15 protein-coding genes and 4 pseudogenes are annotated in these 24,340 nt (G+C 38.9%); 16 read left to right on the forward strand and 3 right to left on the reverse strand.

Features of this window, described 5'->3' with window-relative positions:
- Positions 1 to 158: 158 nt before the first annotated feature.
- The 5 genes and pseudogenes from parE to mprF all read left to right on the forward strand — a co-directional run bounded on the left by parE (position 159) and on the right by mprF (position 10,593).
- Positions 159 to 2,159 carry a DNA topoisomerase IV subunit B gene (gene parE, locus CD126_RS02930; RefSeq protein ID WP_049405107.1) on the forward strand — a complete coding sequence of 667 codons (2,001 nt, stop codon included), beginning with the start codon at positions 159 to 161 and terminating at the stop codon, positions 2,157 to 2,159.
- Positions 2,156 to 4,561, forward strand: a complete 2,406-nt coding sequence (parC, locus tag CD126_RS02935; protein WP_049405105.1) for a DNA topoisomerase IV subunit A — start codon at positions 2,156 to 2,158, stop codon at positions 4,559 to 4,561. Before parE ends, parC begins: the two co-directional genes overlap by 4 nt.
- A 193-nt stretch (positions 4,562 to 4,754) precedes the next feature.
- Positions 4,755 to 6,215, forward strand: a complete 1,461-nt coding sequence (gene alsT, locus CD126_RS02940; RefSeq protein WP_049405103.1) for a glutamine transporter AlsT — start codon at positions 4,755 to 4,757, stop codon at positions 6,213 to 6,215.
- A gap of 338 nt (positions 6,216 to 6,553) precedes the next feature.
- Positions 6,554 to 7,804, forward strand: coding sequence for an AI-2E family transporter (locus CD126_RS02945; RefSeq protein WP_103370006.1), 1,251 nt, complete (start codon positions 6,554 to 6,556; stop codon positions 7,802 to 7,804).
- Between the two features lie 322 nt (positions 7,805 to 8,126).
- Positions 8,127 to 10,593: pseudogene (gene mprF / locus CD126_RS02950) on the forward strand (bifunctional lysylphosphatidylglycerol flippase/synthetase MprF).
- Between the two features lie 195 nt (positions 10,594 to 10,788).
- Here the strand turns inward: mprF and msrA are convergent.
- Positions 10,789 to 11,307, reverse strand: a complete 519-nt coding sequence (gene msrA, locus CD126_RS02955) for a peptide-methionine (S)-S-oxide reductase MsrA (protein WP_049405097.1) — start codon at positions 11,305 to 11,307, stop codon at positions 10,789 to 10,791.
- Positions 11,308 to 11,444: 137 nt separating this feature from the next.
- On the opposite strand from msrA, the gene CD126_RS02960 reads away from it, so the two are divergent.
- Positions 11,445 to 12,437 carry an LCP family protein gene (locus CD126_RS02960; protein ID WP_103370007.1) on the forward strand — a complete coding sequence of 331 codons (993 nt, stop codon included), beginning with the start codon at positions 11,445 to 11,447 and terminating at the stop codon, positions 12,435 to 12,437.
- A gap of 140 nt (positions 12,438 to 12,577) precedes the next feature.
- On the opposite strand, the gene CD126_RS02965 is transcribed toward CD126_RS02960, so the two are convergent.
- Positions 12,578 to 12,763, reverse strand: coding sequence for a 2-hydroxymuconate tautomerase (locus CD126_RS02965; RefSeq protein ID WP_002472067.1), 186 nt, complete (start codon positions 12,761 to 12,763; stop codon positions 12,578 to 12,580).
- A 141-nt stretch (positions 12,764 to 12,904) separates the two neighbouring features.
- On the opposite strand from CD126_RS02965, the gene CD126_RS02970 reads away from it, so the two are divergent.
- Positions 12,905 to 14,167, forward strand: coding sequence for a Y-family DNA polymerase (locus CD126_RS02970; protein WP_049405092.1), 1,263 nt, complete (start codon positions 12,905 to 12,907; stop codon positions 14,165 to 14,167).
- A 153-nt stretch (positions 14,168 to 14,320) separates the two neighbouring features.
- Here the strand turns inward: CD126_RS02970 and CD126_RS02975 are convergent, their stop codons facing one another.
- Positions 14,321 to 15,412, reverse strand: a complete 1,092-nt coding sequence (locus CD126_RS02975; RefSeq protein ID WP_049405090.1) for a prephenate dehydrogenase — start codon at positions 15,410 to 15,412, stop codon at positions 14,321 to 14,323.
- Positions 15,413 to 15,514: 102 nt separating this feature from the next.
- On the opposite strand from CD126_RS02975, the pseudogene CD126_RS02980 reads away from it, so the two are divergent.
- From CD126_RS02980 to CD126_RS03020, 9 genes and pseudogenes are all read left to right on the forward strand, one after another.
- Positions 15,515 to 16,555 (forward strand): annotated as a pseudogene (locus CD126_RS02980) (M42 family metallopeptidase).
- A 502-nt stretch (positions 16,556 to 17,057) separates the two neighbouring features.
- Positions 17,058 to 18,463: pseudogene (locus CD126_RS02985) on the forward strand (anthranilate synthase component I).
- Complete coding sequence (locus CD126_RS02990) at positions 18,460 to 19,083, forward strand: anthranilate synthase component II (protein WP_049405086.1); 624 nt, start codon at positions 18,460 to 18,462, stop codon at positions 19,081 to 19,083. The pseudogene CD126_RS02985 and the gene CD126_RS02990 overlap by 4 nt, the downstream one beginning before the upstream one ends.
- The gene (trpD, locus tag CD126_RS02995; RefSeq protein ID WP_049405084.1) at positions 19,034 to 20,050 is read left to right on the forward strand and encodes an anthranilate phosphoribosyltransferase; all 1,017 of its coding nucleotides are present in this window, start codon (positions 19,034 to 19,036) and stop codon (positions 20,048 to 20,050) included. The genes CD126_RS02990 and trpD overlap by 50 nt, the downstream gene beginning before the upstream one ends.
- A complete protein-coding gene (gene trpC, locus CD126_RS03000) occupies positions 20,034 to 20,813 on the forward strand; it encodes an indole-3-glycerol phosphate synthase TrpC (RefSeq protein WP_049405082.1) in 780 nt (259 codons plus the stop codon). Before trpD ends, trpC begins: the two co-directional genes overlap by 17 nt.
- Positions 20,810 to 21,460 (forward strand): phosphoribosylanthranilate isomerase, encoded by a 651-nt coding sequence (locus tag CD126_RS03005; protein WP_232620120.1) that lies wholly within the window; start codon positions 20,810 to 20,812, stop codon positions 21,458 to 21,460. The genes trpC and CD126_RS03005 overlap by 4 nt, the downstream gene beginning before the upstream one ends.
- Positions 21,444 to 22,672, forward strand: a pseudogene (trpB, locus tag CD126_RS03010) (tryptophan synthase subunit beta). Before CD126_RS03005 ends, trpB begins: the two are co-directional and overlap by 17 nt.
- Positions 22,665 to 23,393 (forward strand): tryptophan synthase subunit alpha, encoded by a 729-nt coding sequence (gene trpA, locus CD126_RS03015; protein ID WP_049405076.1) that lies wholly within the window; start codon positions 22,665 to 22,667, stop codon positions 23,391 to 23,393. The pseudogene trpB and the gene trpA overlap by 8 nt, the downstream one beginning before the upstream one ends.
- A gap of 117 nt (positions 23,394 to 23,510) precedes the next feature.
- Entirely contained in the window at positions 23,511 to 24,179 is a 669-nt protein-coding gene (locus tag CD126_RS03020) for a type 1 glutamine amidotransferase domain-containing protein (RefSeq protein ID WP_103370009.1), read from the forward strand.
- Positions 24,180 to 24,340: the final 161 nt, after the last annotated feature.

Consider the following 24,340-nt stretch of genomic DNA (forward strand, 5'->3'; position numbering starts at 1 on the left):
TTTATCATAGATAACGTAGGTGCGACGAATAAATTTTTAGATAAGCGGCTTTTACACTCTAAATATTGTTTTGACGCTTGCATTTTGCGTAAATTTATATAAGAATAACTATTGTATAGTTTAAAAAACGAACGTACGTTTGTAGGAGGGCGAAACGATTGGTTAAAAATAATAGCAACACTTATTCGGACGATTCCATTCAGGTACTTGAAGGGTTAGAGGCCGTAAGAAAGAGACCTGGTATGTACATAGGTTCTACCGATAAACGTGGGTTACATCACTTAGTCTACGAAGTTGTCGACAACTCAGTGGATGAGGTATTAAATGGTTATGGTGACCAAATCAAAGTCACAATCAATAAAGACGACAGTGTCTCCATAGAAGATAACGGTCGTGGTATGCCTACTGGAATTCACGCTTCTGGTAAACCGACAGTTGAGGTTATTTTTACCGTCTTACACGCCGGGGGTAAATTCGGCCAAGGCGGCTACAAGACTTCTGGTGGTTTACATGGGGTAGGTGCCTCAGTAGTGAATGCTTTAAGTGAATGGTTAGAAGTAGAAATCTACCGTGACGGTCAAATTTACCGTCAGACTTTCAGTAATGGTGGCTTACCTACAAGCGGTCTAGAGAAGATGGGTAAGACGCGTAAGACAGGAACGAAAGTCACATTCAAACCAGACCCTCAAATATTTAAATCAGCCACTACATTTAACTTTGAGACGTTAAGCGAACGTTTACAAGAATCTGCGTTTCTACTTAAAGATCTCCGAATAGAACTGAAAGATTTACGTCAAGGGAAAGAACGTGAAGAAGTTTATCATTATGAAGAAGGAATTAAAGAGTTCGTAAGTTATGTCAATGAAGGTAAGGAAGTCCTCCATGATGTGACGATGTTTACAGGAGAAGCGAACAACATCGAGGTTGATATTGCCTTTCAATATAATGATCAATATTCTGAAAGTATCTTAAGTTTCGTTAATAATGTCCGCACGAAAGATGGCGGTACTCATGAAGTTGGGTTTAAGACTGCGATGACACGTATGTTTAATGATTATGCCCGCCGTATTAATGAGTTGAAAGACAAAGATAAGAACCTTGAAGGTAATGATATTCGTGAAGGTTTAACCGCTATCATTTCAGTACGTATTCCTGAAGAATTGCTTCAGTTTGAAGGGCAAACGAAATCGAAGTTAGGTACACCTGAAGCACGTGGTGCAGTAGAATCTGTTGTGTCAGACAAACTGCCATACTATTTAGAAGAGAAAGGACAGCTTTCTAAATCATTAGTAAAGAAAGCGATTAAAGCGCAACAAGCTCGTATCGCGGCACGTAAAGCACGTGAAGATGCACGGTCAGGTAAGAAGAATAAACGTAAAGATACATTGTTATCAGGTAAATTAACGCCTGCGCAAAGTAAGAATGTAGATAAGAATGAGCTCTATTTAGTTGAGGGTGACTCAGCAGGGGGCTCTGCTAAGTTAGGTAGGGATCGCAAATTCCAAGCGATCTTACCGTTGCGTGGTAAAGTCATCAATACTGAGAAAGCACGTTTGGAAGATATTTTTAAAAATGAAGAAATCAATACGATTATTCATACGATAGGTGCAGGTGTAGGTACTGAGTTTAAACTTGAAGATAGTAATTACAGCCGTGTTATTATTATGACCGACGCAGATACGGATGGTGCACACATCCAAGTATTATTGCTCACGTTCTTCTTTAAATACATGAAACCACTCGTTCAAGCAGGCAGAGTATTCATTGCATTACCACCTCTGTATAAATTAGAAAAAGGTAAAGGTAAGAAGCAAAAGGTTGAATACGCCTGGACTGATGAAGAGCTTGAGAAGCTTCAGAAAAAGCTCGGTAAAGGCTTTAGCTTGCAACGCTATAAAGGTTTAGGTGAGATGAACCCGGAACAGTTATGGGAAACGACGATGAATCCAGAGACACGTACATTGATTCGCGTGCAAGTAGATGACGAAATCCGTTCTTCAAAACGTGTGACGACATTAATGGGTGATAAAGTAGCGCCACGTCGTGAATGGATCGAGAATCATGTCGAATTTGGTCTACAAGAAGATCAAAGTATCTTAGACAATAGTGAAATACAAGTATTAGAGCAAGATGACATCGACGAGGAGGATGCGAAGTGAGTGAGATAATTCAAGATCTTTCACTTGAAGATGTAATTGGTGATCGCTTTGGCCGTTATAGTAAATACATTATTCAAGAGCGTGCGTTACCAGACGTACGTGATGGTTTGAAACCAGTACAACGCCGTATATTATATGCGATGTATTCTAGTGGAAATACGTATGACAAGAACTTCCGTAAGAGTGCTAAATCGGTCGGTGATGTTATCGGACAATACCATCCGCATGGGGATACGTCTGTTTATGATGCAATGGTCCGCTTGAGTCAAGAGTGGAAGTTACGCCATGTGTTGATCGAGATGCATGGTAACAACGGTAGTATCGACAACGATCCTCCTGCAGCGATGCGTTACACAGAGGCGAAGTTGAGTAAGCTATCTGAACAGTTATTGCGTGATATCAACAAAGAAACAGTGCCTTTCATGCCTAACTATGACGATACGACGACTGAGCCTATGGTATTGCCAGCCCGTTTGCCTAATCTATTAATCAATGGAAGCACGGGGATTTCTGCAGGTTATGCGACAGACATTCCTACCCACAATTTAGGCGAAGTCATCCAAGCAACGTTGAAATACATTGATAATCCCGATATTACTGTGAGTCAACTGATGAAATATATCAAAGGTCCAGACTTTCCAACAGGCGGAATTATTCAAGGTATTGAAGGTATTAAGAAAGCTTATCAAACTGGTAAGGGTAAGATTGTTGTCCGCTCTAAGGTTGATACTGAGAGTTTACGTAATGGTCGGAAAGAACTTGTCGTGACTGAGATTCCTTACGAAGTGAATAAGAGTGCTTTAGTTAAGAAAATTGACGAATTACGTGCTGATAAAAAAGTTGACGGTATTGTAGAAGTACGAGACGAAACGGATCGCACAGGTCTAAGAATTGCGATCGAATTGAAGAAAGATATTAATAGTGAAGCAGTGCTTAACTACTTATTTAAAAATACAGATCTTCAAATTTCGTATAATTTTAATATGGTAGCAATTAGCGAAGGCCGCCCGAAATTGATGGGGCTACGTGAAATTATCAACAGTTACCTTAATCATCAGATTGAAGTTGTAACGAACCGTACACGTTATGATTTAAAACATGCGGAAGATCGTATGCATATCGTAGAAGGTTTGATGAAAGCTCTGTCTATTCTCGATGAAGTGATTCAATTGATTCGTAATTCTAAAAATAAACGAGATGCGAAAGATAATTTAGTTGCTGAATTTGATTTTACAGAAGCTCAAGCTGAAGCGATTGTGACACTTCAACTCTACCGTCTAACGAATACGGATATCGTGCAATTGGAAGATGAGCATAGTGAATTGAAACAGACCATTGAGCAGTTACGTCATATTCTCGATAATCATGACGCACTTCTTGCAGTGATTAAAGATGAATTAAGTGCGATACGTAAAGAATTTAAAGAACCGCGTCGTTCAAGTATTGAAGCGGAAATTGCCGAACTTAAGATCGACAAAGAGGTCATGGTACCGAGCGAGAATGTAGTCGTAAGTATGACGCGCGATGGTTACATTAAACGTACGTCTTTACGTAGCTTTAACGCGAGTGGTGTGGAAGAAGTAGGAGTGAAAGAAGGCGACGGTCTACTCAAATACTTAGAGGTTAATACGCTAGATACCGTACTTGTCTTTACCAACAAAGGACGTTATCTCTACATTCCAGTCTACAAATTAGCTGATATTAAATGGAAAGAGCTTGGTAAGCACATTTCTCAAATTGTAGCAATTGATCACGACGAAAGTGTCATTGATGTGTATTGCGAGCGAGACTTTAAGCCAGATGGCCATTATATTCTTGCTACGCGTAACGGTATGATTAAGAAAAGTAATGTTTCGATGTTTAAAACTGCACGTTATAGCAAACCGCTCGTAGCCATGAAAGTGAAAGAAGGCGACGAATTGATTGATGTTATGCGTGTGACTGAAGCGCCTGAGATGATTACAGTACTAACGCATAAAGGGATGTCGTTAACTTACTCATCCGATGAGCTCAACGATACGGGACTCCGTGCAGCAGGCGTGAAATCGATTAACTTAAAGGATGAAGACTACGTCGTGCTCACGCAAACAGTTAACGAAGCGAATACGATATTAATGGCCACTCAGCGTGGAGCTTTGAAACGCATCGGTTATGGCGTGTTACAACATGCGAAACGTGCTCAAAGAGGTATAACATTGCTTAAAGAATTGAAGAAACAACCTCATCGTATTGTCGGTGCAAATATCATTTCGTCTGATGACGCGCAATATACGATTATATCTGAGCGTGCCAGTGAGACAGGTAACGTGAAAGATATTCATCTTTCTGAACAGTACACAAATGGCAGCTTTGTCGTTGATGTGAAAGAGTTTGGTGAAGTTACATCACTGATTATTGAGTAAAAATATTCAAGATATAATAGTCTTTCTTGTCTTATAATGATAAAATGTAATTTAGGTTTAACCATTAGCATATGAGATAGGTAAGAGATTTATAGTTCGATGAGCTCAGACGATGAGTGATCTTTGCGTTCATACAGTTCTATAAATCTCTTATCGTTTAAAAATTAAATTTACAAGATGAGAGGGATAAGAAGTGAATAACTTTGATAATTACATTCCTGACTGGTTTAAATCATTTGTATCAATTGGTAATGATTTAATCTGGTCACAGTATTTAATCGGCTTACTTATCACTGCCGGAATCTTCTTCACTATTGGATCGAGGTTTGTCCAAATTAGATGGTTCCCGGAAATGTTCCGAGCGCTCGGTGAGAAGCCAGAGACGTTAGATAACGGTAAGAAAGGAATTTCGCCTTTCCAAGCCTTTGCGATTAGTGCGGGGTCACGTGTAGGTACAGGTAATATCGCTGGTGTTGCAACTGCGATTGTACTTGGTGGTCCTGGTGCAGTATTCTGGATGTGGCTCATTGCCTTGATTGGTGCAGCCAGTGCATTTATTGAGGCGACTTTAGCACAAGTTTATAAAGTACCAGATAAAGAAGGCGGTTTCCGTGGTGGACCTGCTTATTACATAACGAAAGGCTTAAACCAGAAATGGTTAGGTATTGTCTTTGCAGTATTAATTACGGTAACATTCGCTTTCGTCTTTAATACTGTTCAGTCCAATACTATTGCAGAATCACTCAATACACAATATAGTATCAGTCCTATCGTCACAGGGCTTGTCTTAGCAGTACTTACTGCTGTTATTATCTTCGGTGGGGTACGTAGCATTGCTAAATTATCTTCAGTGATTGTGCCTGTCATGGCTTTAATTTACATCGGTATCGTATTAGTTATCTTAGTTATTAATTACGATCAAATCATTCCGATGTTAGGTACGATTGTTAAAAGTGCTTTCGGTCTAGAACAAGTAACTGGAGGCGCAGTAGGTGCGGCTATCTTACAAGGTGTTAAACGTGGTCTCTTCTCTAACGAAGCAGGTATGGGTTCTGCACCAAATGCAGCCGCAACTGCAGCAGCACCTCACCCAGTGAAACAAGGTCTCATTCAATCTTTAGGTGTATTCTTTGATACGATGCTCGTATGTACATCTACAGCGATTATGATTCTGTTATACTCTGGTTTACGTTTTGGTGAAAAAGCACCTCAAGGTGTTGAAGTGACACAATCTGCATTGAATGAACACTTAGGAAGTGGCGGCGGAATCTTCTTAACAGTCGCTATTACACTATTTGCATTTTCTTCATTGGTCGGTAACTATTACTACGGTCAATCTAACATTGAATTCTTATCTAAAAATAAACCATTAATGTTTGTGTTTAGATGTCTCGTTGTCGTGCTCGTCTTTATCGGCGCAGTAGTTAAGACAGAAACAGTATGGAGTACAGCTGATTTGTTCATGGGACTCATGGCTGTCGTCAACTTAGTTTCTATCATAGGTCTTTCTAATATTGCTTTCGCAGTGATGAAAGACTATCGTCTACAACGCAAACAAGGTAAGAAACCAATCTTCCGCCCTGAAGAACTTGAAATCAATCTATTTGGTATTGAAAGTTGGGGCATGAATAAGAAGAATAAATCCTTATATTAAGGGTTACATTGAAGGTAAGTATCGCAGAATAGGTTAAATTTATTCTGAAGAATTACCTGATAATCATGGGAGTAAGACGTGAAAATGATAATTTTCTGTCTTACTCCCACATTTTTATATCTCAAACGGGTATGAAGTATAATATTGAATTATATTTACAGCACGTTTAGCGACGACAAACCCTCACTAGTATAGTCGAGTTAATATCTATGTTCAGATGAGGTGTGTTATGATTATCAAGGTAGAACGACGTTTCACGTTGATTAAGATGATGACGTGAAGTGAAGTTGAAATAGTAATGTATGCAAGATTTAAGACATTAAGGTACGGTGAACCACATGGAAAAAGAAACTCATAAACAACATACGCAAAAGTCAACGTCACAATCAAAGAAACTCCGACTCTCATTTCCTGAAACACGCTTTATGAAGTTTTTAGGCGGTAAGGATATTATATTTGGTTTAATCTTGCTCATTTTACTCGGTATCGTTATTTTTATTTTTGACCAAATCTCATATATCTTTAAACCGTTTATCATTATTTTTAATACAATTGTCGCACCAATTATTATTTCATTAATACTGTTCTATTTATTAAATCCGATTGTAAACTTCATGGAGCGTTATCATATTTCACGATTATGGGGCGTTGTGATCATCTTTCTTGTGATTACTGGATTAATAACCTTAGCAGTGAATTTATTAATTCCTGTTATTTCTGATCAAATTAAGAGTATGGCGAATAGCTTTCCGCATTATGTCGATCGCGTGAATGCGTTTATTGACAAGTTCTCGAATTATGCGATTATCTCTACTTTTTATGATCAGATTCAAGGTAATTTAGATAAGTTTGCTAATAAATTACCGACGCTCGCTTCAGATTATACAGATGGCTTAGGTTCTAAACTGAAGAACTTTGCGCAAACGTTAGTCAATGTCGGAATCGTCATCGCGACGACGCCATTCGTGCTCTTCTTTATGTTGAAAGACGGGCATCGCTTTAAAGAATTTACAACTGGAATTGTACCACCTAAGTTCAGGAAGGACTTTCATGATTTATTAGAGAAGATGAGCTTACAAGTAGGTTCATACATTCAAGGACAGATGATTGTGTCTTTATGTATCGGTATTCTACTCTACATTGGTTATCTCATCATTGGCTTAGACTACGCATTAATATTAGCTGCAATAGCTGCAGTGACGAGTGTTGTTCCATACATTGGACCTACCATTGCAATTTCTCCAGCTATCATTATTGCTATTATTACATCGCCAATCATGCTGTTGAAATTAATTGTCGTATGGACGCTGGCTCATTTCTTTGAAGGTCACTTTATTTCACCAAATATTATGGGTAAGACACTCAAGATTCATCCCTTAACGATCATCTTCATCTTACTCTGTGGTGGTCACATCCTCGGACCAGTGGGTATCATTCTCGGTATCCCCGGTTATGCGATATTAAAAGTACTCGTATCCCATCTCTATCTATTGTTTAAACGCCGTTATAATAAATACTACGGCGAAGATGCTGGTGAGTATGACTTTAATAGTGAGGAGAAGGAACTTTCTAGACAAGTTAAACGCTAAGTTTAGCGATGGATAAAGAATAAAGTAAATAACTATGTCATGGGCGTTACGTAGGATGTGTGGAGACGCATGCTTGCGTAACGTCTTTTTTGCGGAAATGATACTATGACTATTTGTGAATTTCCCAAATCCTCTCATCCTACTTTACTGTTTAAAACTATTTATGGCGTACAATACTTACCGCAGTATGTCATACAATTCTATACAAAGTGAGTATTTTTTAAGAAATTATAACTATCTTATCTTTTGTGTATCATCTTCAGCTACAATATGCTATATTCTTCATATCTTACTAATTAGACATTAAGAATTGAGGATGACTATGGCACAAGCTTCAAAACAACGTAAAAACAAACTATTTTCTATTCTTAAATTTTGTTTCGCTTTAATCTTATTTATCATAGTAATTTATTCGTTATATAACGAGTTAAAGCATATTGATCCTAAAGACGTCATATTAACTTTTAGTAAGACGGATCGCATGAGCTTAATCACACTCTTCTTCAGTGGTGGGGCTGCTGTAATCTTACTATCACTGTATGATATCGCTTTAACTAAGATTCTGAAGTTAAAGATTTCGATTTGGCGTACATTGCGTGTAGGTTATATCATCAATGCCTTTAACGCTTTGATTGGCTTTGGTGGGTTTATTGGAGCAAGCGCACGTTTTCTCGTTTATAAGCAATATACTACGCGTTACAAGGAACTCATACATACTATTTCAATCATTCTCTTATCGATGTTGACCGGTTTGAGCTTACTATCGATACTTGTCGTATGCCACGTCTTTAATGTTTCGCATGTATTTACTCCATTTCCGTGGATTCATTGGCTATTGTATCTTGTCGCTTTATTTTTACCGATCTTTGTCATCGTGACTATTATTAAGCCGGTGCAAGGTAATAATAAGTTTGCAGGCATTTATTGTACAATCATTTCGAGTCTCGAATGGATGGCCGCTTCTGGCGTTTTATTCATGGCTATGAAAGTGGTTAATATTGACACGCACTATTCTACTTATATGGGAATATTCATCATCGCATCACTTTCTGGCTTAATCAGTTTTATTCCAGGAGGACTAGGTGCATTTGATCTCGTAATGCTTCTCGGTCTTAAAGCGATTGGTGTAGAAGAAGATAAAATCGTGTTAGCATTGTTGCTTTATCGTTTCGCATATTATTTCTTCCCAGTGCTCGTCGCTTTGATTCTCTCAATCTTCGAGTTTGGTGGATCGGCGAAGAGATATCTTGAAGAATCGGAGCGCTTGATGCCAGCGCGTGAAATTACGGCCTTTCTCATGTCGTTCCAGAAAGATGTGAAGCAACGTATTCCTGCTCTATCTATGAGTTTATTGCTGATCTTTACATCTATCTTCTTCTTCATTAATAACGTCAATATCATCGATGACGGTTTATACAGTAAAGATCACTCTTTCTATTATATTCTCGTAGCGATTCATACGACCGCTTGTTTATTGATTTTGCTCAATATTTTAGGGGTCTTTGCTTTGTCTAAAAGGGCTATTTTATTTGAAATTGTCTCTATTATTTTGATTATTGGCGTGACATTTTGGACGTATGCATCTTATATTACACTGCTATGGTTGATCGTTATTTTAATTTTACTCATCGTTCTTTATCGTAGCGCTTTAGTATTGAAGCGACCATTACGTGTCGGTAAATTAATTGGAAGTATCATCGTCAGTGGACTCGCGCTTTATCTTAATCACGTATGGATTGCGCACTTCTTCTATACGTTAGATATGTATCATATTGAGGCAAATACGTCGTTGCTCAGATATTATTTCTGGATTACGCTCTTCTTTGTCATTATAATCGTGGGCGCGATTGTGTGGTATTTTGAACGCAAGACAACTTTACCTCATGATCAGGAATCATTATCTCAATGTGAAGCGATTATCGATCAGTATGGCGGCCATTATCTCAGCCACTTAATTTACAGTGGTGACAAAGATTTTTATCTATCCGAAGCTGAAGATGCGTTTATCATGTACAAGCAGAAACACAATGCTTATATCGTGCTCGGTGATCCTATAGGAAATCCACAGAGCTATTATGCGATGCTTGAGCAGTTCTATAAGCACGCGCACTATCTTGGATATGATGTGATATTCTATCAAGTCACCGATCGCTATTTATCGCTTTATCACAGCTTTGGCAATCAGTTCTTTAAACTCGGTGAAGAGGCAATTATTGATTTAACGCAGTTCACGATGTCAGGTAAAAAGAATCGGGGTCTGCGTGCAACGATGAATAAGTTTAAAGATTTGAATATGACTTTTGAAGTGGTAGAACCACCGTTTGATACTGAGTTCGTTAAAGCACTACGACATATTAGTGATGAGTGGTTAGATGGTAGAAAGGAAATGGCGTTCTCAGTAGGTTCGTTTGATGAATTCTATTTATCTCAAGCACCTATTGCGGTGATTAGAAATGCGGAAGAGGAAATCATCGCGTTCTGCAATTTAATGCCGACGTATTACGAAGATACTTTATCCGTCGATCTCATTCGTTGGGGTTCTGAGACCGATTTACCATTAATGGACGTGCTATATTTAAACATTTTGCTTTGGGCGCAAAAACAAGGATACCGACACTTTAATATGGGGATGGCGACGCTCTCCAATGTTGGACAAGCATCGTTTGCTTTTACAGGTGAGAAGATTGCGGGACGTGTATTCGAACACTTTAATGGTTTATATCGTTTATCGTAAACATAATTCTTTATGGTTAAGCATGATTCGAGTAGTTAGAGCAATACGTAAGTAGTAAAAAGAGGTTATGATGTTAAATGTGGGGCGACCCATTTAGTGGGAATTTGATAGCTATTAAAGATATTAACTGTTGCTTTGCGCAGTAGCTGTCTGTATTTGAGATAGCTGACGCTGTCTCAAATACGAGTCAGCCTTGCAGGGGTGAGACGACGAAATCAAATAGATTTCTGTCTCACTCCCTTTTAGCAATTTAGTTGTTCTTATGAGCTTGTTTATAAGCTTCTCTTTCGGCGTGCTGTTGTGCATAACGCTCAGGATTCTTTTTATAAAACATCTGGTGAGACTCATCCGCTTCATAAAATTCTGATGCAGGAAGTAATTTCGTAGCAATCGCTTTATCACTGTCTATAGTGTGAGCCATGTCTTGTAGAAATTGCTCTGCAAGTTGTTGTTGATGTTCATCAATGTAAAAGATAGCAGTGCGATACTGTGAACCTCGGTCTTGATACTGTCCTTCAGCATCAGTTGGATCAATAACTGAGAAGAAGATGGATAGCAGTTTCTCGTAGGAGAAGCGGTTAGCATCGTAAATAATCTTTACTGTTTCCATATGACCGGTATGCCCGCGTTTAATTTCTTGATAGGTAGGATTCTCGACATGTCCACCCATATATCCTGATACGACTTGTTCAATGCCATCGTGTGTGTCAAAGGGCTGTACCATGCACCAGAAACACCCTCCAGCAAAATATGCTTTTTGTAAGTTCATACTTATGTCACTCCATTCTCAGTCCTTAGCTGTATTTATTAAGAAATCACTTGATTTTTAATCTCTTTTTATATAACTTAAATATGTGATAATTATAATATATTGATTCGTAATTTTGAAGATATAAGGTTGGTAATATGGACGAACACAAAAGAAATAATGAAGAACTTAGACGCAGTAGTGATCAACAAAGACAATCGCTACATCGTAAAAAGAAGAAGAAAAAACTAAGAAAGTTACCATTTATCATACTTGCGCTCGTGATTATTCTTGCAGCGTTTGTAGGATATGCCATTCACGGTTATAATTCCGGAATTAACTATGCAAAGAAACAGGGTAAATCTCTGAAGATGCATAAATTTAATGGTGCAGTTAAAAATGATGGTAAAGCTACAATTATGATTCTTGGTGCCGATAAGGAGCAAGGTGGTATTTCAAGAACGGACTCTATCATGATTGCGCAATATGACTACATTCATAAGAAAATGAAAATTATGTCTGTGATGCGTGATATTTATGCTGATATTCCTGGCAACGGTCAGCACAAGATTAACTCCGCGTATTCTATCGGTGGACCTGAGTTGCTACGTCAGTCATTGAAGAAAAATCTCGATATTGATCCAGAATATTATGCGATACTTGATTTCACCGGCTTTGAGAAAATGATTGATGAATTACAACCGAATGGTGTGCCTATTGATGTTGAAAAGGATATGTCTAAAAATATCGGTGTTTCCTTGAAAAAAGGGCATCATCGTCTTAATGGTAAAGAATTACTCGGTTATGCACGTTTCCGTCATGATGAGGAAGGTGACTTCGGTCGTGTACGTCGTCAACAACAAGTGATGCAAGCGTTGAAGAAAGAGTTAGTAACGCCAAGTACATTATTCAAGTTACCTAAAGTGGCTGGTATCCTACGTGGTTATTTAAATACGAATATGTCTGATAGTACATTGATTAAGACAGGTACTAACTTTGGTGTACGTGGTGATCACAATGTGAAGACATTAACGTTACCAGTCAAAGGAAGTTATTCTGATCTGCAAACGCCAGAGGATGGTAGTGCATTGAAGATTGATAAAGAGAAAAACAAAGAAGAAGCGAGAAAGTTCTTAGAAGATAATAAATAGAATAGACGCGTTTCAACTCAAAGTAAGCCCGTAGATGATCGTTAAGAGCATCTACGGGCTTTTTATACTCTCTTAATGTGCGACTTTAGAGTAAGAGTAGTAGATCGTTTAATCGACAGTATTTACTGACGACGATCTATTTATTCATCTGATTTTCTAACACCAGCAACGCCATAATGTTCTTTCTTCATTTCTTCAATGATGACATGGATGGCTTCTCTATTTGCGCCTGTAGATTTCTCTACTGCATTCGTAACTTCTGTGACTAAGTCTTTAAGTTGTTCGTCTGAACGTCCCTCGATAAGCTTCACATTGATAATTGGCATAGCTTTCAACTCCTTTATTCTTTGTTGTTTCTATTATAGCACGCGAGTAGCTGAAAAAATAAATAGAACAAATGTTCTCTAATGTCTTGATTAGGAACACGTGTTCGTATATAATAGAATTATTCTGAGGAGGGCAGAATGATGTACGATTATAATCTTTTAGAGGATAGAGATATACTATGTATTGATCAGAAGAGCTTTTTTGCGAGTGTAGCGTGTATTCAAAAAGGGTTAGACCCTATGAAAGTAAAGTTAGCTGTAGTAGCAGACACGAAAAGACAAGGTTCAGTAGTATTAGCGGCGACACCAGAGTTGAAGAAATTAGGAATTAAGACAGGATCTAGATTATTTGAAATACCGCATCGTAACGATATCTACATTATCAATCCTAGTATGCGTAAATACTTGGAAGTTTCTTTAGCGATTTCAAAGATTGCATTAAGATATGTGCCTCCAGAAGATTTACATCAATATAGTATCGATGAATTCTTCATGGATGTAACGGACAGTTATTACCGTTTCAATAGTACAGTTCAGTCATTCTGTGAGAGATTGATGAAAGAGATTAAAGAAGAAACGCAAATTCACTGCACGATAGGTATAGGTTCAAATATATTATTAAGCAAGATTGCGATGGATGTAGAGGCGAAACACAATCCTAGTAAGATTGCCGAGTGGCGTTATCATGATATTCCAGAGAAACTTTGGCCAATCAAACCACTTAGCGAATTCTGGGGAATCAGTAGACGCACAGAAGCAAAGTTAAATAAACGAGGCATCTTTACGATAGGTGATCTAGCGCGTTATCCATACCGTTATTTGAAGAGAGATTTAGGTGTTATAGGGGTGGATTTACATTTACATGCCAATGGTATTGATCATAGCAAAGTACGAGAGAAGTATAGAGTTACTAACCCATCTATTTGTAAAAGTCAAATTTTAATGCGAGATTATCGTCTCGAAGAAGCAAAGGTTGTTATGAGAGAGTTGATTGAAGATGTAGCAAGCCGTATTCGAAATAGAAAGCAACTGGCTCGTACAATTCACTTTTCATTTGGTTATAGTGATGGTGGCGGCGTGCATAAACAGTACACGCTAGATGATCCAACTAATTTGGAGAAAGATATATATAATGTGGTCAATCATTTTGCGAATCAATTATGCGATCCGACTGAGTTATATCGTACACTCAGTGTGTCGTTAACCCAGTTTGTGAACGAAAGTGAAAGGCAGTTGAGTTTATTTATCGATGAATACGAGAGAAGAAGAAATGAACGTTTAGCGAAGACGATTGATTTCTTACATCAAAAGTATGGAAAGGGCATCGTCTCAAAAGCTGTGTCTTATACTGAAGCGGGAACGAAGCACGGTCGTTTAGGATTGATGGCAGGACACAAGATGTAGTTGTAGAGTTAAAGTTTGAAGGAAGATAAGAATTAAAAAGTGGAGAGGACGCCACCACTGCACTTAGAGGCTCCTCTCCAATCAGATAGTTAATACTTTAAGCAATATATAGTACTCATCCGACTGTTTCGGTGGAATGAGAAAACAATTCCTTTATGGAAGGTAAGTGTCAAAATCTTGCAAAGCAACTTTAGCGCGTTCCCGATCATTCGGCATCTTAAAAGTTAAACATAGCGCACCCATAATATCTTCTCGAACTTCTAAAATTCTAAGGTTACTGATAGAAATATTATGTAAACTGAGAATATGAGTTACTTTACTAATCATTCCAGATTCATCAGGGATATCAACATAAAGATCGTAACCGAGATTTAATGCACCACGAGTTTGAGCTGGAAGATGATCTCTATATGCCTTTGCTTCTTGAAAGAAGTTATATACTTCTTTAGGGTTATTATTTTTAATCAACTGAATGACATCATTGATTTGTGTCTGCCAATCGTGCAAGATGTCGAGAATATGTTGATTATTTGCTTCAACGATATCACGCCACATTTCTGGGCTGCTACTAGCGATGCGTGTTAAATCTCGGAAACCACCTGCTGCGAGTTCTTTGATTAAATGAGAAGTTGAGCTATGGTTTTCGTTTAGATGAACTAAACTTGACGCTATGATGTGCGGAACATGACTAACCACAGCTGTAATGTAATCGTGCTCTTCGGCAGTCGATGAGATTATCTTTGCACGAGTAAATCTCAATAAATGTTCGATATATTGATGTGCTGAGCGATTCTCAGGCAGATGGTGGATGAGTACGAAGTATGCATTTTCGAACAAATGTTTTTTCGAATTGATTACACCTGTTTTATGACTACCAGCCATTGGATGTCCGCCCACGAGATGGATATTTGCTTCGAGTAATCTACTTTCGTGTGCCATGATACTTGATTTAGTACTTCCAGTATCAGTCACTATCAAAGAAGGTCGAGTATTGTATTGTGGCAACTCACGTAAATATTGCATTGTTTGTTGTACAGGAGTGGCATAAATAATAATATCTGCTTGTTCTACGGCCTCAGCATAGTTGGTGACCATCTTATCGATGATACCTATAGATTGTGCTTTACGTAATTGTTCTTGATCCGCATCATAAGCTGAAATGATGAGATCTTCATGATAGTAGTGGAGATTGCTTGCTAAGCTACCTCCGATTAAACCTAGACCTACAAACAAAATTTGAGTCATAACGAGCACTCCTCTATCAAAAGATTCAGAATAGTATTATTGTATAAGAAGAGGTTACAATTAGCAATAAGAATCGCAAAGTAACGAAAGGGGATTTTAACTATGACTGAAAGTGTATTAGAGACGATACGTGAGCTGACAGCGATTCCAAGTCCTTCTGGGAATGCTTACAAAGCGATAGCGTACGTGGAAGATATAGCTCAAGAACTTGGGTTTTCTACGCAAACCACTAATAAAGGTGCTTTAATTATTACTGTTGAGGGAGAAGAAACAGAAAGACAACGTTGTATAACTGCCCATGTAGATACATTAGGGGCGATGGTTAAGGAAATTAAAGAAGATGGTCGTCTAGCATTGTCGCTCATCGGTGGTTACAGCTACAATGCGATTGAAGGTGAATACTGCGAAATCGAGACACGAAGTGGAGAAACATATTCTGGTACTATTTGTCTTCATGAAACTAGCGTTCACGTGTATCGTGATAATGATCAAATTCCACGTAATCAAGAACACATGGAAGTAAGAATCGATGAAAAGGTAACATCTGAAGAAGAAACAAAACAATTAGGTATCCAAGTAGGAGATTTCGTGAGTCTCAATCCGAGAACTGAGATAACTCAATCAGGGTTTATTAAGTCGCGTCATTTAGATGACAAAGCGAGCGTGGCAATGATTATTGAGTTCTTAAAAAAGATTAGCAAAGATGACTTAAAACCTCCTTATACGACACAATTTTATATTTCTAACAACGAAGAAATTGGTTACGGTGCGAATGCGTCGATAGATCCCGAAATTGAAGAGTTGATTGCATTCGATATGGGCGCACTCGGAGATGGTCAAAGTTCAGATGAATATACCGTTTCAATCTGCGCTAAAGATTCATAGGGCCCATATCATAAGCATTTAACAGATCAATTAGTATCACTATGTGAGCAACAAAATATTCCGTATCAAATCGATATCTATCCTTACTATGGCTCAGATGCTTCTGCAGCATTACGTGCAGGTGTTGACGTACGGCATGCTTTATTCGGTGCAGATATTGAATCTTCTCATGCGATGGAACGTACGCATATCGATTCACTCAAAGCAACACAAGCGCTATTAGAAGCTTATTGTATGTCACCAATGACAGAAAAATAAAAAAAGTGATTGACAAAAATGATTCATCCAAGTATGATACTAAGTAATTACTTTTAATAATACTGACTCAGAGATGAAGTAGTGAATGCAGAACGTAGTTTCAGAAAGCTAATGGTAGATGGAAATTAGCACGTCGCATATCATGAATTGGGCTTTGAGTAGCAAGATTTAATATACTTTCATAAAGTGAACAATTAAGTTTGTTAACTAAGGTGGCACCACGGTAACGCGTCCTTATAGGTCTGTGTTACCGTGGTTTTTAGTTTTAGTGCAAATAAGATGTAGTACGTATGAAAAGTTGTAGTAACAGAAAGTCAGTGGTTGATGCGAACTGACACACTTTTATACAGAAATTGGGTCTTATTGAAGTAATTAAATAGTAATTTGAGTGAGTGAAACATCGAGGTGTTTTACTAATTAAGGTGGTACCGCGCGACTAGCGTCCTTTTTGAAGGATGCTAGTTTTTTAATTATCTATTGTTGAATAAAGGGAGGAATATTGATGCAAGTCTATTATGAGAAAGTAAAGGCGGATGTTACGCCCGAAGCTATAGCAAGGACAACAAAGAAAAAGATTATTTTAGAGAGTGCTGATAGCTCGCAGACGAAAGGCGTTATTCTATCGTCGTGCTAGATGTTTGTGGTGAAGTGATTTTAGATAATCATGAATTTAGGGCGAGCGGTCCTGGTATTATCCAAGCAAATTGGGAACAGCCGTATCAATTTCTAAAGCATTTTTTAAACGACTATAAAGTAACTATTGATGAGAAAACACTGAGACAGCTCCCATTTATTTCAGGATTTATCGGTTCTTGTAGTTTTGATCTCGTCCGACATGAGTTCCCCAAATTGCAGGAAATTGAACTTTTGGACCATAAGCATCATGACTTACATTTTTATATGGTCGAGGATGTTCTAGTGTTTGATCACTATAAAGAAGATCTTTATATCATTGCTTCTAATTTATTCTCAAAAGTGGAAGAAGAAGAACTTCAAAAACGTGTACAGTCTCAAATTGAGAATTTAAAAAATATAACTGTCTTTAGTGAAACACTTCCGTTTGAGACGCCACAAGATAAAGTTGTCAGTGGCAATATTTCTAAAGAGAATTTTATTAAAAATGTAAGAAAATTCAAGAAACTTATCGCTGAAGGGGATATGTTCCAAGTAGTGCCTTCGATTATTTACAGTTATACGCACGATTTCGGAGATCAACGTTTCCCATTGTCTTTCCAAATGTACCAGAATTTAAAAAGACAAAATCCGAGTCCGTATATGTATTATCTCAGCATGGGCAATACGATTGTTGTCGGCAGTTCGCCGGAAAGTTTCGTGAAAGTGAAGAATAATCGCGTCTATACGAATCCAATTGCTGGAACGATTAAACGTGGTGCAACGGAAGAAGAGGATCAAGCGTTGGCAAAGCAACTGCTTTCAGACGAAAAAGAGTTAAGTGAACATCGCATGCTTGTTGACCTTGGACGTAACGATATTCATCGAGTATGTCGACCCGGCACATCTGAAATTCATAAGCTCATGATGATTGAACGATACGAACATGTCATGCATATCGTTAGTGAAATTTCAGGTGAGCTTGATGATTTATCACCGTTGGAAGTCATCACGAGTCTCTTACCAACAGGTACAGTTTCCGGAGCGCCAAAGTTAAGAGCAATTCAACGTATTTATGAAACAACACAACAGAAACGGGGGATTTATAGCGGAGGTATAGGTTACATCAACTGTAATCATGAACTTGATTTCGCACTAGCGATACGGACGATGATTGTTGACGTAGGAAAGGTAAACGTAGAAGCCGGGTGTGGTGTCGTTTATGATTCGGTTCCTGAAAAAGAATATGAAGAAACACAAATGAAAGCGAAAAGTTTATTGGAGGTGACACCATGATTCTAATCATCGATAATTATGATTCATTTACTTACAACTTAGTTGATATCGTGGCGCAACATCGTAAGGTCAAATTAACTTATGTTGATCAAGTTTCTATTGATCAATTAATAGGATTGAACATTGAAGGTATTATTATCTCACCTGGACCAGGGCATCCACAAGACTATCCAGAGTTGATGAAGATAATCCTTATATTCCCTAATGTACCAATACTTGGTGTGTGTTTAGGAGCACAAGCTTTGACGTGTTACTACGGTGGCGAAGTCGTACAAGGCTCCAATATTCTACATGGTAAAGTAGATCAGATGGACATACTAGGAGAATCAAAGTTATTACGAAAGATTCCACAATCTTCTGATATTATGCGTTATCACTCTTTAGTGAGTGACCCGAAATCTTTTCCTAAAGAACTTACTATCACAGCACAAACCAGCGATTGTATACAAGCATTTGAACATCAATCATACCCTCACTATGGCGTACAGTTTCATCCAGAATCCTTTGCGACTGCGTATGGGGAACAGATGATATTAAATTTCTTAGATATATGTAAGGAGGCAGAACATCGTGGCGTTAAAGTTAAAACTACAACAGCAACAAGCACTGACTCAGAGTGAAATTAACGACTTTGTAACGTTATTGATTTCGCCTGAAATTGAACAAGAAGAGAAACGACATTATTTACAGGCCTTTTCAAGTAAAGATTATAGTCAGAAAGAATTAACTTATTTATCGCGAGCACTCATACACACGATGTATGACCCACAACCTTATTATCCTGAAGGTATGTGTGTATGCGGTACAGGTGGGGACCGTTCTAACAGTTTCAATATCTCCACGACAGTCTCGTTTATCGTAGCAAGTGCGGGTGTTCCGGTAATTAAACACGGCAACAAGAGCATTACGTCCGCTTCGGGCAGCACAGATTTACTGGCTGCGATGGCGATCAATACCACACCAGTGGCTCAAACACCAACGCAGCTCCAGGAAACGCATTTAGCTTTCTTGAGCGCGACCGAGACATTTCCGGTGATGAAGCATATTCAGCCTGTTCGTAAAATGATTGAAACGCCGACTATTTTTAACATTATCGGTCCAATCATCAATCCTTTTCAACTCGATTATCAAGTGATGGGTGTCTATGATAAAGAACGTTTACCGCATATTGCGCAGACTCTACAAGACTTAGGACGTCGTCGAGCAATCGTTGTCCACGGCGCTGGTGGAATGGATGAAGCGACGTTGTCCGGTGAGAATATCATTTATGAAGTGAATCAAGATACAGGCATTACAAATTATACCTTAAATGCTTCAGATGTAGGCTTACAATCAGCAGACAATACAGAACTTGTTGGAGGATCGCCGCTTGATAACCTACAAATTTCGGAACGCATTTTACGAGGAGAGGATCAATCAGCTAAATATGAAGTGGTCTTGTTAAATGCTGGACTTGCTCTTTATGTAGCTGAAAAGGCCGCAACGATACAAGAAGGAGTCGAACTGGCGCATACATTAGTTCAAAGTGGCAAAGCATTCGAACAGTATCAAAGTATGAAAGGAGAAGTTCATGACTATATTGGATGAAATCGTTGAGTATAAACAAGCGTTGTTAGCCAAAGGTTACTATGATGAACAATTAAACAAACTCGGTAGTGTCGATGTAACGCATAAGCAAAGTTATATTGATCAGCTTAAGCACAGTGAACAATTAGACATAATAGCTGAAATTAAATCTAAGAGTCCATCTTTAAATCAGCTTCCTGAAAAAGATTTGGGTCAACAAGTAAGGGATTATGAGCGCTATGGAGCAAGTGCGATATCTGTGCTGACAGATGAACGTTACTTTGGTGGTAGTTTCGAGCGACTTCAGGATTTAACGATGAAAACGTCTTTACCCGTGCTCTGTAAAGATTTCATTATCGATTCGATACAAATCGATGTTGCGAAACGTGCAGGGGCATCGATGATCTTACTCATCGTTAATATCTTATCTGACGAACAATTAGAGTCACTTTACAAGTACGCGACGCAACAAGGATTGGATGTGCTCGTTGAAGTTCACGATCGACAAGAGTTAGCACGTGCGCATCAACTCGAACCTGAGTTGATTGGCGTCAATAATCGTGACTTACATACCTTTATCACCGATGTCGAACATACAAATCAAATCTTGAGAGACAAACAATCAGGCTTCCTTTACATTTCTGAAAGTGGCATTCATTCTCCCGAAGATGTTGAACAAATCATGCCATCAGGTATAGAGGGATTATTAATAGGTGAAGCACTGATGAAGTGTGAGGATTTAAGTCAATTTCTTCCAAGTCTGAAGCTAAATAAGGTGAAATGATGAAACTGAAATTCTGTGGTTTTACAAGAAAAGAAGATATTGAGAAAGTGAAGCAGCTTAACGTAGATGCGGTAGGATTCATTCACTATCCTAACAGTAAGCGACATCTTCCCATAACAATGATTAACGAATTAATTAAGCCGCTTCCAGTAAAGATGGAGAAAGTCGTCGTTGTGGTCAATCCCTCTCGTGATACTATTGATGCTTTAGCTACGACGACAGCCATGACGACATTACAGCTGCATGGTAACGAACCATTAGAAATCATTCAATATATACGAGCACACTATCCCGATTTACGCATTATTAAAGCATTAAGTGCGCGTAATCAGGAGGAATTGCAAGTGCGACTCGACCATTATCGTAATCAAGTTGATGAATTTATTATCGACACACCTTCACAAGATTATGGTGGAACAGGTCAAGCGTATGATTGGGAAATCTTACGCGGCATTCACGATGTCCCTTTTATGATAGCGGGTGGACTTAACTACGACCACATTCAAACTATCAAGCAAATGGATTTAAACCATCACGGCTACGACATCGCTAGTGGGATAGAAACTGAGGGACGTAAAGATTTGGCTAAAATGAGACGCATTATCGAAAGTGTAAAAGGAGTGACAAAGTATGACAAATCCATTTAAACAAGAAATTCAAACAGAAGCGAATGAATTAGGATTCTTTGGAGAGTATGGCGGTCAATACGTACCTGAAACGTTAATGCCAGCAATTCAAGAGTTAAAGCAAGCCTATCAAGAGGCAAAAGCAGATCCGACGTTCCAAGATGAACTTAAAGCGCTACTCACAGACTATGTGGGTCGTAGTACACCCTTAACGTATGCGAAATCGTATACTGAAGCGTTAGGTGGAGCAAAGATTTATTTAAAACGTGAGGATTTGAATCACACAGGTGCGCATAAGATTAACAATGCGTTAGGGCAAGCTTTACTCGCGCGACGCATGGGTAAGAATAAGCTTGTAGCAGAGACAGGTGCAGGTCAACACGGTGTAGCAAGTGCGACAGTAGCAGCACTGTTTGATATGGAACTCGTCGTCTTTATGGGCGCAGAAGATATAAAACGTCAAGCATTGAACGTCTTTCGTATGGAATTGTTAGGTGCGAAGGTAGTCTCTGTTGAGGAAGGTCAAGGTACACTCTCGGATGCAGTCAACAAGGCGCTGCAATACTGGGTCAGTCATGTCGACGATACGCACTATTTACTCGGTTCGGTGATGGGGCCGGATCCATTCCCGACGATGGTTAGAGATTTCCAAAGTGTTATAGGCCAAGAGATTAAAGCGCAAATGGTAGATAAAGAAGGCCGTTTACCTGATGCGGTGGTTGCTTGTATCGGAGGCGGTTCAAATGCAGCGGGAACGTTCTATCCTTTCGTGTTAGATGATGTGAAATTGTATGGTGTAGAAGCGGCTGGTAAAGGTGTGGACTCTCAGAAACATGCCCTTGCTTTAAACAAAGGGACGCCAGGCGTGTTACATGGTGCGCGTATGTATTTATTACAAGACACACATGGACAAGTGCAATTAGCACACTCTATTTCAGCGGGACTTGATTATCCAGGTGTGGGCCCGAGCATTCTTACTATCATGACTTAGGTCGTGTGACGTATGAGACGGCGACGGATGATCAAGCGATGCAAGCACTGAAGCGCTTCACGCGAGCTGAAGGAATTATTCCAGCTATAGAAAGCGCGCATGCGTTAAGTTATGTTGAACGTTTAGCACCAACAATGAAGCAAGATGACATTATTGTGGTCACGGTTTCTGGACGTGGAGATAAAGATATGGAATCGATACGTTCTTATTTATCAACAGAAGGAGGGGACCAAGATGAGTAAATACTTTATTCCTTATATCATAGGCGATCAATCCTTTATCTCTAATTTAAAGTTATTACAAGAGCACGGGGCAGATATCGTTGAAATTGGTATACCGTTCTCTGATCCTGTCGCTGATGGGCCAACGATAATGGAAGCGGGTAATAAAGCAATTGCTGAAGGTATGACGGTAGAGAAGATACTTCAAGAACTCCAACAGCACCGTGATACGTTGCATGGGCGTTATGTATTAATGACGTACTATAATATTATTCATCATTACGGTGAAACAGAATTTCTAAGTGCGTGCGAGGAAGCGGATGTTTATGGTCTGATTATTCCGGACTTGCCGTTTGAACTCATCGAGGAGATGAAACAACGTCATCCAGAACGTCAAGTTAAGTTAATTTCTCTCATCGCAATGACAGCTTCAGAGGCACGTGTGAAACGCATTGCGGAGCATGCAGAGGGCTTTATATACACAGTGACGATGAACGCAACGACAGGTGAAGATGGCACGTTCCATCCTGATGTCAAAGCAACGATTCAACGTTTGAAATCTTATACGTCTGTGCCAGTAGTTGCTGGTTTTGGAATCCGTACGCCTGAACACGTTCGAGACATTGGGAGTGTGGCTGACGGTGTTGTGATTGGCAGTGAAATCGTCCGTCGTTTTGCTTCTCAAGAGCGAGCTACAATTACTACGTATTTGAAGTCTATTCGAGACGCGCTTGATTTGTAGCCTAACTATTATTTTTCAAATACGCATCTTATTTTTTAGCTGTGAAAAGATTTTCCAACGTGAAGAGCGGGTAGACTGATAGTGGATTTCGAAAAAGCTATAACGAGGGGTGTCAGTATGACTAAGAAAGTATTATTCGTCTTAACAAGTACGAGTCAATTTCCTGATGGTACACAGACAGGGTTGTGGTTGGAAGAAGCCAGTGTGCCATATCAAGTATTAACTGAAGCTGATATCGATGTAGATGTCGTGTCCATCGAAGGTGGCGAAGTGCCGATTGATGATAACTCAACTCAAAATAATGAACTTGAAACTTACAAGCAATTTGTTGATTTAATTCAAGATGTTCCTGCACTGAATCTCGTCAATACATCAGAGTATGACGCGATATATCTACCAGGTGGCCACGGTACGGTCTTTGATTTCGCAAACAATCCTCAACTCTCAGATATATTGCTATCCTTTAAAGAAGATAACAAGTTCATTGCATCTGTCTGTCACGGACCAAGTGCATTTGTAGGCGCGAAAGATAAGCAAGGCAATAGCTTAATCAATAACAAGACGCTGACTTCATTTACGGATGAGGAAGAACGTCAGATGGGCTTTGAAGAGCAAGTTCCGTTCCTTACGCAAACTGCACTACAAGACTTAGGTGCAAACTTTAAAGCTGCTGAAGCTTTCTCTTCACACGTTGAAACTGATGGACAATTGATTACAGGTCAGAATCCACAATCTAGTCAAGCAGTGGGTGAAGCATTACGCGACGCATTGTTAGGTCAAAAGTAGAAACTGAAGAATAACAGACATCGACTTTCAACAGTTCGTAGCTCTTAAGTATAGGGGGGCGACTGTTGGAAGTTGTTTGTTTTGTTTTCAAGAGTTTGAATTGTTCCATGTGTGTTTTGTTGTAGCGTAAAATGGATATATTCTGTCTCTTATACACATCT

The organism is Staphylococcus pettenkoferi (genome assembly GCF_002902685.1).
Lineage (GTDB): Bacteria > Bacillota > Bacilli > Staphylococcales > Staphylococcaceae > Staphylococcus > Staphylococcus pettenkoferi.